Source organism: Teichococcus vastitatis, from assembly GCF_003604215.1.
Classification (GTDB): domain Bacteria; phylum Pseudomonadota; class Alphaproteobacteria; order Acetobacterales; family Acetobacteraceae; genus Pseudoroseomonas; species Pseudoroseomonas vastitatis.
The window spans coordinates 1-15,277 of the sequence record NZ_QXGS01000021.1 but is presented as its reverse complement, the minus strand read 5'-3'; the positions used below and the strand labels follow the sequence as shown (position 1 = coordinate 15,277).

Annotated in this window: 15 protein-coding genes; 6 read left to right on the top strand and 9 right to left on the bottom strand. The window is 70.5% G+C overall.

The window, feature by feature from the left end; genetic code table 11:
• Positions 1 to 3 precede the first annotated feature (3 nt).
• From D2K64_RS17280 to D2K64_RS17270, 3 genes are all read left to right on the top strand, one after another.
• Positions 4 to 960, top strand: a complete 957-nt coding sequence (locus tag D2K64_RS17280) for an SMP-30/gluconolactonase/LRE family protein (RefSeq protein WP_238384257.1) — start codon at positions 4 to 6, stop codon at positions 958 to 960.
• 49 nt (positions 961 to 1,009) lie between these two features.
• Positions 1,010 to 1,846: an IclR family transcriptional regulator gene (locus D2K64_RS17275; protein WP_238384256.1), complete on the top strand. Its 837-nt coding sequence runs from the start codon at positions 1,010 to 1,012 to the stop codon at positions 1,844 to 1,846.
• A gap of 75 nt (positions 1,847 to 1,921) precedes the next feature.
• Positions 1,922 to 2,923, top strand: coding sequence for a Bug family tripartite tricarboxylate transporter substrate binding protein (locus D2K64_RS17270; RefSeq protein WP_120009637.1), 1,002 nt, complete (start codon positions 1,922 to 1,924; stop codon positions 2,921 to 2,923).
• A gap of 40 nt (positions 2,924 to 2,963) precedes the next feature.
• Here D2K64_RS17270 and D2K64_RS17265 read toward each other — a convergent pair whose 3' ends face one another.
• The 8 genes from D2K64_RS17265 to D2K64_RS17230 are packed head-to-tail and all read right to left on the bottom strand — an operon-like array spanning position 2,964 to position 11,724.
• Complete coding sequence (locus D2K64_RS17265; RefSeq protein ID WP_120009636.1) at positions 2,964 to 3,878, bottom strand: SDR family oxidoreductase; 915 nt, start codon at positions 3,876 to 3,878, stop codon at positions 2,964 to 2,966.
• Positions 3,865 to 4,290, bottom strand: a complete 426-nt coding sequence (locus D2K64_RS17260; RefSeq protein ID WP_120009635.1) for a Zn-ribbon domain-containing OB-fold protein — start codon at positions 4,288 to 4,290, stop codon at positions 3,865 to 3,867. Before D2K64_RS17260 ends, D2K64_RS17265 begins: the two co-directional genes overlap by 14 nt.
• Before the next feature lie 6 nt (positions 4,291 to 4,296).
• On the bottom strand, positions 4,297 to 5,469 hold the full coding sequence (locus D2K64_RS17255; protein ID WP_120009634.1) for a thiolase domain-containing protein: 1,173 nt from the start codon (positions 5,467 to 5,469) through the stop codon (positions 4,297 to 4,299).
• Between the two features lie 31 nt (positions 5,470 to 5,500).
• Positions 5,501 to 6,502, bottom strand: a complete 1,002-nt coding sequence (locus D2K64_RS17250; protein WP_120009633.1) for a Bug family tripartite tricarboxylate transporter substrate binding protein — start codon at positions 6,500 to 6,502, stop codon at positions 5,501 to 5,503.
• A gap of 23 nt (positions 6,503 to 6,525) precedes the next feature.
• Entirely contained in the window at positions 6,526 to 7,683 is a 1,158-nt protein-coding gene (locus D2K64_RS17245) for an acyl-CoA dehydrogenase family protein (protein ID WP_120009632.1), read from the bottom strand.
• Positions 7,680 to 8,768: an acyl-CoA dehydrogenase family protein gene (locus D2K64_RS17240; protein ID WP_120009631.1), complete on the bottom strand. Its 1,089-nt coding sequence runs from the start codon at positions 8,766 to 8,768 to the stop codon at positions 7,680 to 7,682. Before D2K64_RS17240 ends, D2K64_RS17245 begins: the two co-directional genes overlap by 4 nt.
• Positions 8,765 to 9,613 carry a MaoC/PaaZ C-terminal domain-containing protein gene (locus tag D2K64_RS17235; RefSeq protein ID WP_120009630.1) on the bottom strand — a complete coding sequence of 283 codons (849 nt, stop codon included), beginning with the start codon at positions 9,611 to 9,613 and terminating at the stop codon, positions 8,765 to 8,767. The genes D2K64_RS17240 and D2K64_RS17235 overlap by 4 nt, the downstream gene beginning before the upstream one ends.
• Positions 9,610 to 11,724, bottom strand: coding sequence for an acetate--CoA ligase family protein (locus tag D2K64_RS17230; protein WP_120009629.1), 2,115 nt, complete (start codon positions 11,722 to 11,724; stop codon positions 9,610 to 9,612). The genes D2K64_RS17235 and D2K64_RS17230 overlap by 4 nt, the downstream gene beginning before the upstream one ends.
• A 191-nt stretch (positions 11,725 to 11,915) precedes the next feature.
• Between D2K64_RS17230 and D2K64_RS17225 the strand changes: the two genes are divergently transcribed.
• Positions 11,916 to 12,839 (top strand): NAD(P)H-dependent flavin oxidoreductase, encoded by a 924-nt coding sequence (locus D2K64_RS17225; protein ID WP_120009628.1) that lies wholly within the window; start codon positions 11,916 to 11,918, stop codon positions 12,837 to 12,839.
• A gap of 55 nt (positions 12,840 to 12,894) precedes the next feature.
• Complete coding sequence (locus D2K64_RS17220; RefSeq protein ID WP_120009627.1) at positions 12,895 to 13,692, top strand: enoyl-CoA hydratase/isomerase family protein; 798 nt, start codon at positions 12,895 to 12,897, stop codon at positions 13,690 to 13,692.
• Between the two features lie 28 nt (positions 13,693 to 13,720).
• Here D2K64_RS17220 and D2K64_RS17215 read toward each other — a convergent pair whose 3' ends face one another.
• The gene (locus tag D2K64_RS17215; RefSeq protein WP_120009626.1) at positions 13,721 to 14,536 is read right to left on the bottom strand and encodes an IclR family transcriptional regulator; all 816 of its coding nucleotides are present in this window, start codon (positions 14,534 to 14,536) and stop codon (positions 13,721 to 13,723) included.
• A 135-nt stretch (positions 14,537 to 14,671) separates the two neighbouring features.
• Between D2K64_RS17215 and D2K64_RS17210 the strand changes: the two genes are divergently transcribed.
• Positions 14,672 to 15,277 (top strand): enoyl-CoA hydratase-related protein (locus tag D2K64_RS17210; RefSeq protein WP_238384255.1); only part of this gene is annotated, 606 nt, incomplete at its 3' end.

The window sequence follows — 15,277 nt, the reverse complement described above, 5'->3', positions numbered from 1 at the left end:
ACCATGACACGCATGACACCGGAGGGCCGTGATGCCGCGGAGCTGGCGGGGGCACGCATCCTCGCCGACGGGCTGCGTTTTCCGGAAGCGCCGGTGATGCTGCCGGATGGCCGTGTGGCGCTGACCGAGATCGAGGCCGGCCGCATCATCGCCGTGACCCCGGACGGCACCAGAAGCATCCTCGCCCGTCCCGGCGGCGGTCCCAACGGACTGGCGCTGGGATCGGATGGCCTGCTGTATTGTTGCAACAATGGCGGCTTCGAATGGATCGAGGAGGAGGGACGGCTGCGGCCGCACGGCGCCCCGCCGGATTACGCGGGCGGCTGGATCGAACGCATCGATCCCACGACCGGCACGGTCACGCGGCTCTACGATTCCTGCGACGGCCGCATTCTGCGCGGCCCGAACGACATCGTGCTGGACGGGCAGGGCGGCGCCTGGGTCAGCGACTACGGCAAGAGCCGCGCGCGCGACCGCGACCACGGCTCGGTCTACTGGATCACCCTGGATGGCAGCCGCATCGTGGAAGCCGCGCACCCGTTTCCCGGCGGCGCCAACGGCATCGGGCTCTCGCCCGACAGGCGCATCCTGTACGTCGCGGAAACCGAGACGGGACGGCTCTGGGCCTTTGACATCCTCGGCCCGGGCCGTCTGCGCAAGGAACCTTGGCCGAGCCCGCATGGCGGCCGGATGCTCTGCCAGTTCCCGGGCTTCCGCCGCCTGGACAGCCTGGCCGTGACCGCCGCGGGCAATATCTGCGTGGCGACGCTGGTGGCCGGGGAGATTACCACGGTCTCGCCCGACGGGCGGATCCTGGACGTGGTGCGCTGCGACGAGCGGATGCCGACCAACATCTGCTTCGGTGGTTCCGACCTGCGCACCGCCTTCGTCACCCTGTCCCATACCGGCCGCCTGCTGGCCATGCCGTGGCTGGAGCCCGGGCTGGCGCTGCCGGGATAACCCGCCGCCACATTGCCGCGCCGGGCCACGCCGCCCTAACATGCGGCCGATGGACAGCAGAACCCTGGGGATGCCGGAACCCGGCGCGGAACGCCTGGCCGGCCATGGCCGGGATGTCGGGGCCGTGGTCAACGCCGTCGCCATCCTGCGGCACCTCGCCGCCGCGGCGCGGCCGCTCGGGGTCGCCGCCATCGCGCGCGGCACCGGCATCAGCGCCAGCACCTGCTTCAACATCCTGCGCACCCTGACGCGGACCCATTTCGTGTCCTTCGAGGAGGCCGGCAAGACATACACGCTCGGCCTCGCCGTCGCCGAGCTGGCCACGCGCTTCTTCGGCATGAGCCACACAGAACTGATCCGGCCCGAGCTGCGCCGCCTGGCCATGAAACACGGCATGCTGATCGCCCTGTGGCGCGTCACCGAGGACGGGCACATCGTGCTGGCCGATCGCGCGCACAACCCGGATGGCGTTCGTGTCGAGATGTCGATCGGCATCCGGCTGCCGATGCTGGTGGGCGCCGTCGGCCGCTGCATCGCCGCCGTGCTCGACCTGCCGGAGGCGGAGCTCCGGCGTCGCTTCGGGCAACTGCGCTGGCAGGCATCGCCCAGCTTCGAGACGTACCTGACGGAGGTGCGTGCGGCGCGCGAGGTGGGCTGGAGCATGGATGACGGGCATCTCTACCGCGGCATCGTCACGGTTGCCGCGCTGATCACCGACGCGGCCGGAAAGCCACGCTTCGGCCTCAGCGGCGTCACTATCGCGGCACAGCATGATCCCGCGACCTTTCCCGTGCTGGGCAGGGATCTTGCCGAAATGGCAGGGCTGACGAGCCGCGCGCTGTTCGCCGCGCCGCCGGGCTGGGCGGCCGGCACGGAATTGCCATGACATCGCAGCGTTCCTGACGCACCATCGCGCCTTCGGACCGGCCGCAAAGGCCCGGCCAGGAGGGAGGACGATGGCATGACATCGACACATCGCCGTATCGTGCTGCGAGGTGGTGCGCTGGCCCTCGGCGGGATGGTTCTGCCCAGGCTCGCGCGGGCCGAGGACGCCTGGCGGGCCACCCAAACGGTCCGCATCATCGTGCCGGCTGCGGCGGCCGGCACCACCGACATCATGGGCCGGATGCTTGCGCCGGTGCTGCAGGAACGCTGGGGTCAGCCTGCGGTGGTGGACAACCGGTCGGGTGCGGGCGGCACCCTCGGCACGGCGGAGGCGGTGCGCGCCAGGCCCGACGGCCATACGATCCTTGTCGGCAACATCGGCCCGCAGGCGATCGCCTATTCACTGTTCCGGAACCTGCCCTACCAGCCGCAGCAGCTGATCCCGGTTTCCAACATGATCCGCGGGCCAAACGTCCTGATGCTGCACCCATCCGTGCCGGTGCGCACCATGCCGGAATTCATCCGCTACCTAAAGGAGAAGAACGGGCGGCTCAACTACTGCACCTCCGGACCCGGCCAGTCCGGGCATCTGGCCGCGGTCTGGCTGCAGCAGCTCACGGGAACGCAGGCGACCGCGGTGCATTTCCGCGGCGCCGGTCCCGCCATGCTGGCCTTGATGGGGGGGGATGTGGAATTCGCGGTGGACAATCTTACCACCGCCGTTGAGCAGATCCGCGCCGGCAAGGTGCGCGCCCTCGGCGTCACCAGCGCCGACCGCAATGCCCAGCTGCCTGACCTGCCGGCGCTGCGGGAAACCATGCCGGAGCTGGCGGAATATGATGTCAGCACCTGGTTCGGCGCGTTTCTTCCCGCCGGCACGCCGGGGGCGGCGGTGCAGGCTCTGAACGCGGCCATCAAGGCGTTGCTGGACCGCCCCGAGACGCAGCAGCGCTTCGCCGAAATGGGTGGCGTCCCGGCCTATGGTACGCCGGCCCAGTACGCTGCCTTTGTGCGCGCCGAAACCGAGAAATGGGGCAATGTGGTGCGTCGCGAAGGACTGCAGATGGACATCGGCTGAGCGGATGGCGCCCCCGTCGGGCGCCATTCGTCAGGTCGCGTCAGACAGGATCCCAGGAGAAGACCTCGCCGCTGCGGTCCAGCGGCATGAAGCCCGAGCGCAAGGCCGGCATGGCATGCTCGGCGATCAGCTCCGGCGTCCAGCCCTCGCCGCGGTGCGCGCTGCGCGCCGGGCGGGACTGCGTCATCAGGAAGATCTCGTTGTTGCGCGCGGCGAAGACCTGGCCGCTGATGTCCTTCGCCTGGTCGCTCGCCAGGAACACCGCCAGCGGCGCGTTCTTCTCCGGTGTCATCCGCTTCAGCTTCTCCACCCGCGCCTGCTGCTCCGGCGTCTCCGCCGGGATGGAGCTGGTCATCCGGCTCCAGGCGAAGGGCGCGATGCAGTTGGAGCGGATGCCGAAGCGCTGCATGTCGAGGGCAATGGATTTCGACAGGGCGACGATTCCGAGCTTCGCAGCCGAGTAGTTCGCCTGCCCGAAATTGCCGATCAGACCCGAGGTCGAGGTCATGTGCACATAGGCACCGGAGGACTGCGCCCGGAAGTGCTCGGCCGCAGCGCGGGAGACATAGAAGCTGCCGTTGAGATGCACGTCGATGACGGCGCGCCATTCCTCCGGTGTCATCTTGTGGAAGATCTGGTCGCGCAGGATGCCGGCATTGTTGACCACGATGTCGATGCGGCCGAAGGCGTCGATGGCGCTGGCGACGATGCGGCGCGCCGAATCCCACTCCGCCACGCTGTCGGTGTTGACCACGGCCTGCCCGCCGCGCTGCTCGATGATCGCCTTGGTCTGCTCCCCCGGCGTGGCGGAGGTTTCGCCCAGGCCGGTGAGCGATGCGCCGATGTCGTTGATCACCACCTTGGCGCCGGCCAGCGCCATGGCCAGCGCGATCTCGCGCCCGATCCCGCCGCCCGCGCCGGTGACGATCGCGACCTTTCCATCAAGCATGGGCATGGTCGGACTTCTCCTCGGCGGGGGTGAACATGGGAATGGGCTGGGCCGGGTCCTCGCTGGGCACGAAGACCAGCCGGACCGGCAGGCCCACTCGCAGCGCGGCAGGGTCGCAGTCGACGATGTTGGTCATCATCCGCGGTCCTTCCGCCAGCTCCACATAGGCGATGACGTAGGGCGTCTTGGCATGCATGTGGCTGTAGCTGTAGATCGTGCCGCGGCCACTGGCGGCGACGAATTCCACCTCGCCCTCGTCATCGAACGGGCAGACCGGGCGCGGCGGGTAGTGGACCTTGCCGGTCTTGGTGTTGCGGCCGATCAGCAGGCGGCCTTCACGCGCCGCCTCCCAGAAGGCGCGGGTAGAGGGATCGGGCGTCGGCGCCGGCGGCGTGCGGGGGGCAAGCTTCTCGCTCATGATCGATTACTCCCGTTCCAGCACAAGCGTCGCGCTGCCGTGGCGGGTGCCGAGCGATCCGCCTGTGCCATGCGCCAGCGCCAGGTCGCAGTTCGGCACCTGCACGGCCGGATGCGCCTCACCCCGCAGCTGCCGCACCGCTTCGATCACCTTGGTGATGCCGCCGCGATTGGCCGGATGATTGTTGCACAGCCCGCCGCCATCGGTGTTGAAGGGCAGCTTGCCGGTTCCCGAGATCAGGTTGCCATCGGCCACGAAGCGGCCGCCCTGGCCCTTCTCGCAGAAGCCGAGGTCCTCCAGCTGCAGCAGCACGGTAATGGTGAAGCTGTCGTAGATGCTGGCATATTTGATGTCGGCCGGTGTCACCCCGGCTTCCTCGAAGGCCCGGGCGCCGGAGAAGCGGGCACCGGTGTAGGTGAGGTCGAGCTGCCCGCCCATCTGGTGCTTCACCGCCTCGCCGGCGCCGCGCACCGACACCACCGGGCGCTTCAGCGTACGGGCGATCTCCGGCCGGGTCACCACCAGCGCGCCGCCGCCATCGCTGATCACGCAGCAATCCAGCCGGTGCAGCGGATCGGCCACCATGGGGGAGTTCACCACCTCCTCCACCGTGACCAGCTTGCGCAGCATGGCGTGCTCATTGTGCTGGGCGTGATGGCTGGCGGCCACCTTGATCCAGGCGAGCTGCTCGGAGGTGGTGCCGAACTCATGCATGTGCCGCCGGGCGCAGAGCGCGTACATGTTGGCCACCGCCGCGCCGTAGGGATATTCGAACTGGACGTCCGGCTGCGCCGGGTTGCCGGCCCGCGGCGCGGTGCCAGTGGCCATGCCCTCGGAGCGCGGGCGCCCGGCGAGGGTGATCAGCGCCACGTTGCACTTGCCCAGCGCGATCGCCTCGGCCGCATGCGCCACGTGCAGCAGGTAGGAGCTGCCGCCCACATCGGTGGAGTCGACGTGCCGCAGCCGATCCAGCCCGATGTAGTCGACCATGCTGAGCGGGCCCATGCCGGGCGCGTCACCGGCGCAGAAATAGCCGTCCACGTCGGCGCGGCTCAACCCGGCGTCACGCAGTGCGCCGAGCGCCACCTCCGCATGCAATTGCGCGGTGCTCTTGTTCTCCGCCTTGCGCGCCGGATGCTCATAGGCTCCGACGATGCAGGCCTTGCCTCGGATGCTCAAGCGTCGTGCCTCCTTCTGTTCTGCTGCGTCATCACTCGACGCTCATGCCGCTGACCCGCGCAACCTCGGCCCAGCGCGCGATCTCCTGTTGAATGAAATCGGCGAATGCCTCCGGCGTCGTGCCGCCATCCGGGGTGAGGCGCGGCAATTCGGCGGCGAAGTCGCGCATCCGGGCCATCCAGGCCGGGTCGCGCACCACGGCATCGATCTCCTGCCCCATGCGGAGGATCACCGGCCGGGGAGTCGCGGCCGGCGCCTGGACGCCGAACCAGGACACGGCGTCGAAATCGGTCAGACCCGCTTCGTGCAGCGTCGGGGTTTCGGGCAGCACGGGGGACCGCTCGCGGCTGGTCACCGCCAGGGGCCGGATCTGCCCGTCCCGGATGAAGCCGATCGCCGAGGGCATGTTGTCCATCCCCAACTCGATGCGGCCGCCGATCAGCTCGGTCAGCATCGGGCCGGAGCCGCGATAGGGCACGTGCTGCAGCCGGATGCCGGCGCGTGTCGCCAGCAGTTCCATGCAGGCGTGTGGGCTGCCGCCAGCCCCCGACGTGCCGTAGTTCAACCGGCCCGGCTCGCGCTTGGCGGCGGCGATCAGCGCGGCCGTGTCGGCGATCGGCGTCGTCTTTGCTGCCAGCAGAACGTTGGCCACCCGCGTCACCAGCCCGACAGCAGCGAGATCCTGCGGCCGGTAGGGCATGCGCGCGCCATAGGCAGCGTAGTTGATGGCTGCCGTTCCGATCGAGGCCATCAGGAAGCTGTAGCCGTCCGGCTCCGCCTTGGCCACGGCATCGGCGCCGATGTTGCCGCCGGCACCGCTGCGGTTCTCCACCACCACAGGCTGGCCGAGCCGCACTGAAAGCCGCTCGGCCAGGAAGCGGCCCATCAGGTCGGTGGTGCCGCCGGGTGGGAAGGGGATCACCAGCCGCAGGCTGCGCTGTGGCCAGGCGCCCTGCTGCGCGGCGATGGCGGGCCCGGCGGGGAGCAGCGAGCCGGCCGCGAGCAAGGTCCGTCGGCGCAGGCGCATCGTCATCGATCCATTCCCTTCGCCGGCGGTCAACCGGGCAGGCCCAGCACGTTCTTGGCCAGGATGCCGCGCTGGACCTCCGAGCTGCCGCCATAGATCGTGGTCGGCCGCGCCTCGATGAACTGACCCGCCGGATGCAGGTCGCGATTGCCGCCCATCGGCTCCAGCAGGCCGGCATTCTCGCCGGCGATCTCCAGCATCAGTTCGGTGATGCGCTGGAACAGCTCGGCCTGGTGGAGCTTCAGCATGGACACGTCCGGTCCCAGCGTGTCGCCCCGGCGCAGCACGGCGACAAAGGTCTCGTAGAGATCCTTGTGATCGTCCAGATCCATGCGGAGGCGGGTGTAGCGGTCCTGGAAATCAGGCTCGTCGAACACGCCCATCCGCTCGGCCAGCAGCTTCAGCCGTGCCAGCGCATAGCCGGATTGTCGCGGCGAGCCGAGGAAGATGCGTTCGAAGCCGAGCAGCGCCTTGGCCATGCTCCAGCCCTTGTTGGGCTCGCCCACCAGGTTCTCGCGCGGCACGCGGACATTGTCGAAGAACACCTCGCAGAACTCGTCATGCCGTGCGAGGTTGATGATCGGCCGCACCGTAACGCCGGGCGACCGCATGTCGATCAGCAGGAAGGAAATCCCCTCCTGCTTCTTGCCGCCCTTGTCCGTGCGCACCAGGCAGAAGATCCAGTTGGCATCGGTGGCCAGCGTGGTCCAGATCTTCTGGCCGTTGACGACGTAATGGTCGCCCTCCTGGTCCGTTCCCGGCACCGCCTCGGTGCGGAGGGAGGCGAGGTCCGAGCCGGCGCCGGGTTCGGAATAGCCCTGGCACCAGATGTCCTCGCCGGCCAGGATCCGCGGCAGGAAGCGCTCCTGCTGCTCCTGCGTGCCGAAGCGGATCAGCAGGGGGCCCAGCATGATCACGCCATGATCGGGCAGGCGGGCGACGCCGTGTCGCTCATATTCCTCGATCAGGATGATCTGCTTGCCGGCATCGAGGCCGAGCCCGCCATGCTCGCGCGGCCAGCCGGGTGCCACCCAGCCACGGGCCTGTAGCTTGTCGAACCAGGGGCGGCCCTGCTCCCAGTGCAGCCGGTGCGGCGGATGCCGCAGCTCGGGGGGATATTCGGCTTCGACGAAGCGGCGCACCTCGGCCCGGAAGGCCTCGTCGCTCAGTGCGTTCAGGTCGGTCACGCCGCATCCTCCCCCAGCATGTCGTCATGGGCCTCCGCCGCGAAGCGGCGCCGGTGCAGCGCGGCGGAGCCGAACTGGTTGGCCAGCACCATGGCCCGGCGCAGATAAAGGCTGATATCCGCCTCATCCGTGTAGCCGATGCCGCCATGCAGCTGGATGGCCTGCCGCGTCACCAGCAGCGCCGCATCGGAGGCGCGCGCCTTGGCCCGCGACACGGCAGCCCGTCGCGCCGCGCGGGACGTGCTGCCATCGTCCAGCAGGGCGGCGGCGGCGGCGATGCTGGCGCGGCTCAGGGCGATCTGGATCTGCAGGTCGGCGGCGCGGTGCTGCAGCGCCTGGAAGCTGCCGATCGGCCGGCCGAATTGTTGCCGCGTGCGCAGGTAGTCGAGGGTGAGGACGAAGGCCTGATCCATGACGCCCAGCAGCGTGGCGGCGGTGGCCAGCGTCGCCTGTTCCAGCGCGTCGGCCACGGCGTCCTCGCCGATCGAGCCCAAAAGAGCACCGCCTTCCGGCCTCAGCGTGCCGAAGAAGCCACCATCCTGGGTTTTCTCCAGCTGCAGCGCGGCCCCCTCGGCCGGCTGCAGCCACAGTTCCAGCCCCTGGGCCTGCCGCACCGGAACCAGAAAGGCGCTGGCGCCGCCGGCCTGCGGAATAAACAGGCGCGGCGCGCCCGGCGTCCCGGGCGCCTCGAGGGTGGATGGCGCTTCCTGCCACGCCGCCAGCACCAGCGCCTCGCCGGCCACCAGCCGCTCCAGCGGCATGTCGGCACCGGCGGCGGCCAGCAGCGATCCCGACAGCATGGCGGGCACCAGCGGCTCCGGCGCCAGGGCGGCGCCCAGCTCCTCAGCCAGGGCGCAGAGCGCCGTCATGCCCAGCCCGGCGCCGCCCTTCTGCTCGGGCAGCAGCAGGCCGATCCAGCCCTGCTCGGCCATGGCGGCGAGCACGGCCGGATCAAAGCCGGGTGGCTGGAAGCGCAGGGCGCGGACCCGGCGGCGGTCGCCGCCCCGGGACGCGAGGCCGGCGGCGCTGTCGCGCAGCATGCGCACCGCCTCGGCCAGCTCGGCATTGTCCAGCGCGGCGCTCATGCGAACACCGCTAGGCCGTTGTTCACCACCACCACGTCGCGCTCCACCACCCGGGCGCGGAAGGCGCCGTTGCGCCAGATCTCGGTGCGAATGGTTTCGCCCGGAAACACCGGGGAGGAGAAGCGCAGCGACAGGCTCCTCATCGCGTCCGGCCGGTAGTCGCCCAGCTCGCGCAGCAACGCATGCGCCACCACGCCCAGGGTGCACAGCCCATGCAGGATCGGGCGCGGGAAGCCGGCCCGCGCCGCCACCTCCGGATCGGCGTGCAACGGGTTGTTGTCGCCATTCAGGCGGTAATACAGCGCCTGCTCCGGCCGCGTCGGCAGGTCGAGCGTCAGCTCGGGCGCCGTGTCCGGCACCGGATGGGCCGGCTTCACCGGGCCGGAGGGGCCGCCGAACCCGCCATCGCCGCGTAGGAAGGTGGTGCTGCCGGTCACCGCCAGCAGCGTGCCGGTCGCGGCGTCGCGCAGCTCCTTCTCGGAATACAGCAGCGCGCCCTTGCCCTCGCCCTTGTCGACCAGGCCGGTCACGCGGGTGCGGCCGATGATCTCGCCTTCCGCCGGCAGGGGGTGATGCAGGGTGATGGTCTGCTCGCCATGCACCACCTTCACGGCATCGATGCCGGTGGCCGGGTCGGCGGCCCAGAAGCCGGGATGCGCCAGCACCACCGCCATGGAAGGCATCACGCGCAGCCCGCGGTCGGCATCCACGAAGTCGAGCTGCCGCGCATCCATCGGGTCCTGCCCCAGCCCGACCGACAGGGCGTAGAACACCGCGTCGCGCGGGGTCACGCGCTGCCGCACCTCGGGGATGGGGAAGTGGCGCAGGGTGTCGTAATCGATCATGGCGCGTCCTTCGCGATCTCGATCACCGCGTCGGCGGCGAAGGCGCCTTCGCCCGCAGGCATGGCGAAGACCGGGTTGAGGTCGATGGAGGCGAGGCGCGGCCCCGCGGCATGCGCCAGCAGCGACAGCCGCGACAGCATCCGCGCCAGCGCCGGGATGTCGGCCGGCGGCCGCCCGCGCGCGCCCTGAAGCAGCGGGGCGCCGCGGATCGAGCGGATCATCGCTTCCGCCTCTGCCTCGCCGAACGGGCAGCGCCGCAGCGCCACGTCGCGCAGCACCTCGACGAAGATGCCGCCCAGCCCGAACAGCGCGACCGGGCCGAACACCGGGTCGCGGTGAACGCCCAGGATGCATTCCACGCCGCCCGAGAGCTGCTTCGCCACCAGCACGCCTTCCAACCGCGCGGCCGGCGCCGCCTCCGCGGCGCGGTGCATCAGCAATTCGAAGCCGTCGCGCACGGCCGCCGCGTCCGGGACGCCCAGCAGCACGCCGCCGATCTCCGATTTGTGCAGGATGTCCCGCGACAGGATCTTCAGCACCACGGGAAAGCCGAGCGACGCGGCCGCGGCGGCTGCCTCCTCGGCGCTGGCGCAGGCCCGTTCGGGCGCGGCGACGATGCCGCCCGACGCCAGCAGCCGCTTGGCCTCGGCCTCGCTCGGCGTGGCGTCCGGCCATTCGAGCAGGGGACCGGGGGTCGGCGCCTGGACCGGGCCGGCGGCGAAGGCCTCGCCGAAACGCCCCATGGCGTGGATCGCCGCCACGGCGCGCGACGGATCGGCGAACACCGCGAAGCCGTCATCCTCGAATTGCCGGATCTGCGGCGGATCGGCGAGCACGCACAACACCATCAGCCGGTCGGGATAGCGGCTGCGCAGCGTGCGCAGCTGCTCGCGCAGGCGCGGGGTGATGGAGGGCGCGCCGCCGGCATGGGTGAAGAACAGCAGCGCCGAACGATAGCCGCCCTCGCCCAGCAGCGCCTCGCCGAAGCGGCCCACCAGGGTCAGGTCGTTCAACACCTGCGCCGTGCAATCCACCGGGTTCTGCGGCGCGCAAAAGGGCAGGTCACGGTGCAGCGCGGCCTGCGCCGCCTCCGGCATCGGCGGCATCGGCAACCCGGCGGCATCGGCCGCGTCGGACACCAGCACGCCGGCGCCGCCGCTGACCGTCAGCACGCCCAGTGTGTTGCCCACCGGATAAATCTTGCGGGTCGCCAGGCGGGCAATATCGAGCAGCTCCTCCGTGGTGCGGGCGCGCACCACGCCGAACTCGCCGAGCACCGCATCCGTCACCGCATCGTCGCCGGCTAGGGAGGCGGTGTGCGATTGCGCCGCCGCGCGGCCCAGCGCGCTGCGGCCGACCTTCATGATCACCACAGGCTTGCGGTTGCGCCGCGCCAGCTCCAGCGCCGCCAGGAAGCGGTCACCGTCGCGGATGCCCTCCGAATAGGCGGCGATCACCTCGGTGTTCGGATCCTGCGCCATCCAGGCGATGAAGTCGCCCACCGTCAGATCGGCCTCGTTGCCGGTGGTGATGCTGCAGGACAGTCCCATCCCGAGGTCGCGCGCCATGCTGAACAGGTGCATGCCATAGGCGCCGGACTGGCTGGCGATGCCGATCGGCCCCGGCACCGGGTAGCCGCGCTCCAGCGAGGAGGTGAAGGTGCCATAGAAGCCGTTCGCGGTGTTCAGCAGGCCGAGGCTGTTGGGCCCGAGCAGCCGCATGCCGCGCCGGCGGGCGATGGCCACCAGCCGCGCCTGCGCCGCAGCACCCTCCGCGCCCATCTCGGCGAAGCCCGCGGTGAACAGGATGGCCGCCCTGGTGCCGCGCTCCGCGAGGTCCTGGAGCGCAGCCTCCGCCGCGGCGGGCGGCACCGCGATGATGGCGGCATCGGGCGTTTCCGGAAGATCGGCCACGCCGGCGAAGGCCGGCAGGCCCTGGATGCTGGGGCGCTTCGGATTGACCGGAAAGATGCGTCCCCCGAAGCCGCGCTCCAGCATGGCCGCGATGGGCCGGCCGCCGATGCGGCTCGGATCATCCGACGCACCAACCACCGCCACGCTGCGCGGATGGAGCAGAGCGGACAAAGCGGCGTCGGCTTCGGTCTGCGGCAAATCGTTCTTCCTGTTTTCCGGATGATGCGGCGCTTGGCCCCGTCATCTCCTCCCTCATAGCTGGCAGGTTAGAGAGCCGAGTGTCGCCATTCAATATGGGGAATGGTATTCTTCCCGTGAAATAAGATGAACCGTGGGTGCGCCGGGCAACCCGATGTCGGCCGGCGACCGACGCAGGAGGACACGAACCGATGCCGATCCCCGCCATGCTCCAAGGCCGTCTGGCATTGCCGGCCGTCGCGGCGCCGCTGTTCCTGGTGTCCGGGCCGGATCTGGTGGTGGAAACCTGCCGCGCCGGCATGGTGGGCACCTTTCCGGCGCTGAACCAGCGGGACACGGCGGGCTATGTGGGCTGGCTCGACGAGATCGCCGGCCGGCTGGCCGCGCTGCCGCAGGCGGCGCCCTTCGGCGTGAACCTGATCGTCCACCGCAGCAACAAGCGCCTGCAGGCGGATCTGGAGGCTACGGTCGCGCATCGCGTGCCGCTGGTGATCACCTCATTGGGCGCGGTGCGCGAGGTGGTCGATGCCGTGCACGGCTATGGCGGGCTGGTGTTTCACGACGTGATCAACATGCGGCATGCCACCAAGGCGGCCGAGGCCGGGGTGGATGGCCTGATCGCCGTCTGCGCCGGTGCCGGCGGCCATGCGGGAACCCTGAGCCCCTTCGCCTTCCTGCCCGAGCTCCGCGCCATGTTTCCCGGCACGCTGCTGCTTGGCGGCGGCATCGCGCATGGCCGCCAGGTCGCTGCGGCGCGATTGATGGGCGCCGACCTCGCTTATGTCGGTACCCGCTTCATCGCCACGCAGGAAAGCCTCGCCGCGCCGGAATACAAGCGCATGGTGCTGGAGGCCCGCGCCGGCGACATCGTCTACACCGCGGCCATCAGCGGGGTGAAAGGCAATTTCCTGCGCCAGAGCCTGGTGGCCGCCGGGCTGGACCTCGACCGGATGGCCGAGCAGGAGGCGCTCAACCTCACCGAGCACGAGAAGCGGCCCTGGAAGAACATCTGGTCGGCCGGGCAGGGCGTCGGCTCGATCGACGACCTGCCCCCCGCCGGCGCGCTCTGCGCCCGCCTTGCGGCGGAATATCGCGACGCCGGCGCGGCCCTCTGACAGCCGGCACAACAGCGGCGCCGCAGCGCGGCGCCCCCATGAAGGAAGCTCGACGATGACCGATGCCAGCCCGGAAGCCGCCCCGCCCACCACCCATGCCCGGCTCAGCGACGGCGTGCTGGAGCTGACGCTCAGCTATCCGCGCCGCCGCAACGCCCTGGCCATGGAGTTGCGGGCCGCGCTGGTCGAACATCTGGAACGCGGCCTCGCCGACCCGGAATGCCGCGTCATCATCCTGACGGGGGAGGGCGGGCATTTCTGCGCCGGCGGCGACATCTCCGGCATGGGTCGCCCCACCGCCATGGGGGGACGTCGCCGGATGATGGCGGGGCATCGGATGATTCGCCTGCTGGTGGAAGGCGAGAAGCCGGTGATCGCCGCGGTCGAAGGGCATGCGGCGGGCGCCGGGATCTCCATGGCCGCTGCCTGCGACATCGTGGTGGCCTCGGAAACGGCGACCTTCACCTGTTCCTTCAACAAGGTGGGGCTGGTGCCGGATCTGGGCGCGGCCTGGACCCTGTCCCGTCGCATCGGCCTCGGCCGGTCGAAGATGGTGATGCTGCTCGGCGAGGCGATGCCTGCCGCCGAAGCGGCGGCGCTCGGCCTGGTGGACCGGCTCGCGCCGGCCGGCGGCGCGCTGGAAGCGGCGCGGGCGATGGCCCGGCAGATCGCCACGCGCTCGCCGCTTTCCAACGCCATGGCGAAGACGCTGCTGAACCGCGCGACCGGGACGCTGGGCGAGTTGCTGCAGGCGGAGGCGGATGCCCAGGGCCTGCTCTACGCCTCGGAGGATTTCCTGGAAGGCAGCAGCGCCTTTCTGGAAAAGCGGACGCCGGTCTTTCCGGGCGGCTGAGCGTGCAACCTCGGCCGGAAAGCCCGGTTCAGCGGCCGAGCCCGGCCAGTGCCTGCAGCCGCCGCATCACGGCGGCCAGCCTGGGGCCGATATCCTGCAGGATGCGCTCGCCGCTCAACATGAAGGCGGGCGCGCCGCAGTTCATCGCGACAATGCCGCCGCCATTCGGCAGGGCGAAGGCCGCGCCTGCCGCATGCACCGTGTGGTTCCATTCGCCGATCGAGGCGGTGAAGCCCAGCGCGGCATGCATCTCGGTCGCCTTGCGCAGCCCTTCCCGCGTGGCGGGCCAGGCGTCAGGATCGGCCTGCGACAGCACCGCATCCAGCTCCGCCCGCTCGGCGGCCGGCGCGACGGCGTAATAGGCCCGGCCCATCGCCGTCAGCCCCAGCGGCAGCCGGGACCCGACGCCCAGTTGCAGCGCCACGGCGGTGCGCGGCGAGAAATGCTCGATGTAGAGCATGGCGGCTCCTTCGCGGCTGCCGAGCGACACCGAGGCCTGGGTTTCCTCCGCCAGATGCCGCATCAGCGGCGCGGCCACCTGGCGAATGGTCATGTTCGCCAGGGCGAGCTGCCCCAGCGGCACCAGCCCGATGGCCAGCTGGTACTTGGCGAAGCGTGGCAGGTAGCTGAGGCAGCCGAGCCGCGTCAGGGTATAGGTGAGGCGGGACACGGTGGCCTTGGGCAGCCCGGTCCGCTCCGCCAGCTCCTGGTTGCCCAGCACGCGATCCTCGGCGCTGAAGGCACGCAGGATGTCCAGGCCACGGGCCAGCACGGCGATGAATTGCCGGTCGGCTGCTGCATCGCCGCCACCTGGTGCGTCATTCCGCGGCGCCCGTGTTCGCATGACCTGTCCTTTCCCGCACTTTCCAAAGCCAGCGCTTGACGAGGCCGTCCGCGGACCGATAGGTCTGAGCATAATCGCAGAACTCAATTCCGCAATGCGGAATAAGGCCAATCACTGCGGAGGAAGGGAACGGGCATGGAACAGCGCATGCTGGTCGGCGTCACGGTGGACAACGCGGTCGCGGTGCTGCGGATCGCCAATCCGCCAGTCAACGCGCTGAGCGCCGCCCTCCGGTCCGCCATCGCGGATGCCATGCAGCAGGCAGCCGCCGATTCCGGAATCCGGGCCATCGTGCTGGCGGCGAGCGGGCGCACCTTTGTGGCCGGGGCCGACATCAGCGAGTTCGGCAAGCCGCCCGTGTCACCGACCCTGCCGGAGGTGGTCGAACTCCTCGATGCGTGCCCGAAGCCGCTGGTGGCGGCGATCAACGGCGCCGCGCTGGGCGGCGGGCTGGAGCTGGCAATGGCCTGCCACGAGCGGGTGGCCACGAGCGGTGCGAAGCTCGGTCTGCCGGAGGTGAAGCTGGGCCTGCTGCCCGGCGCCGGCGGCACGCAGCGCCTGCCGCGGCTGGCGGGGGCCGCGACGGCAGTGGCCATGGTGGTCAGCGGCGAGCCGGTCACGGCGGAGGATGCCCTGCGCCACGGCATCGTGGACGAGGCGGTCGAAGGCGACCCGGTGCCGGCGGCGCTGCGCCGGGCGCTCGCCCTGGCCGATGGCCTGGCCGCTCCGACGCGCGTGCGC

Bases quoted from the DNA above. Each gene is read 5' to 3' on its own strand.
- D2K64_RS17220 (WP_120009627.1), top strand. From the start codon at position 12,895: ATGACCGATGCCAGCCCGGAAGCCGCCCCGCCCACCACCCATGCCCGG.
- D2K64_RS17250 (WP_120009633.1), bottom strand. From the start codon at position 6,502: ATGACGATGCGCCTGCGCCGACGGACCTTGCTCGCGGCCGGCTCGCTG.
- D2K64_RS17270 (WP_120009637.1), top strand. From the start codon at position 1,922: ATGACATCGACACATCGCCGTATCGTGCTGCGAGGTGGTGCGCTGGCC.
- D2K64_RS17280 (WP_238384257.1), top strand. From the start codon at position 4: ATGACACGCATGACACCGGAGGGCCGTGATGCCGCGGAGCTGGCGGGG.
- D2K64_RS17235 (WP_120009630.1), bottom strand. From the start codon at position 9,613: ATGATCGATTACGACACCCTGCGCCACTTCCCCATCCCCGAGGTGCGG.
- D2K64_RS17225 (WP_120009628.1), top strand. From the start codon at position 11,916: ATGCCGATCCCCGCCATGCTCCAAGGCCGTCTGGCATTGCCGGCCGTC.
- D2K64_RS17260 (WP_120009635.1), bottom strand. From the start codon at position 4,290: ATGAGCGAGAAGCTTGCCCCCCGCACGCCGCCGGCGCCGACGCCCGAT.
- D2K64_RS17215 (WP_120009626.1), bottom strand. From the start codon at position 14,536: ATGCGAACACGGGCGCCGCGGAATGACGCACCAGGTGGCGGCGATGCA.
- D2K64_RS17265 (WP_120009636.1), bottom strand. From the start codon at position 3,878: ATGCCCATGCTTGATGGAAAGGTCGCGATCGTCACCGGCGCGGGCGGC.
- D2K64_RS17275 (WP_238384256.1), top strand. From the start codon at position 1,010: ATGGACAGCAGAACCCTGGGGATGCCGGAACCCGGCGCGGAACGCCTG.
- D2K64_RS17240 (WP_120009631.1), bottom strand. From the start codon at position 8,768: ATGAGCGCCGCGCTGGACAATGCCGAGCTGGCCGAGGCGGTGCGCATG.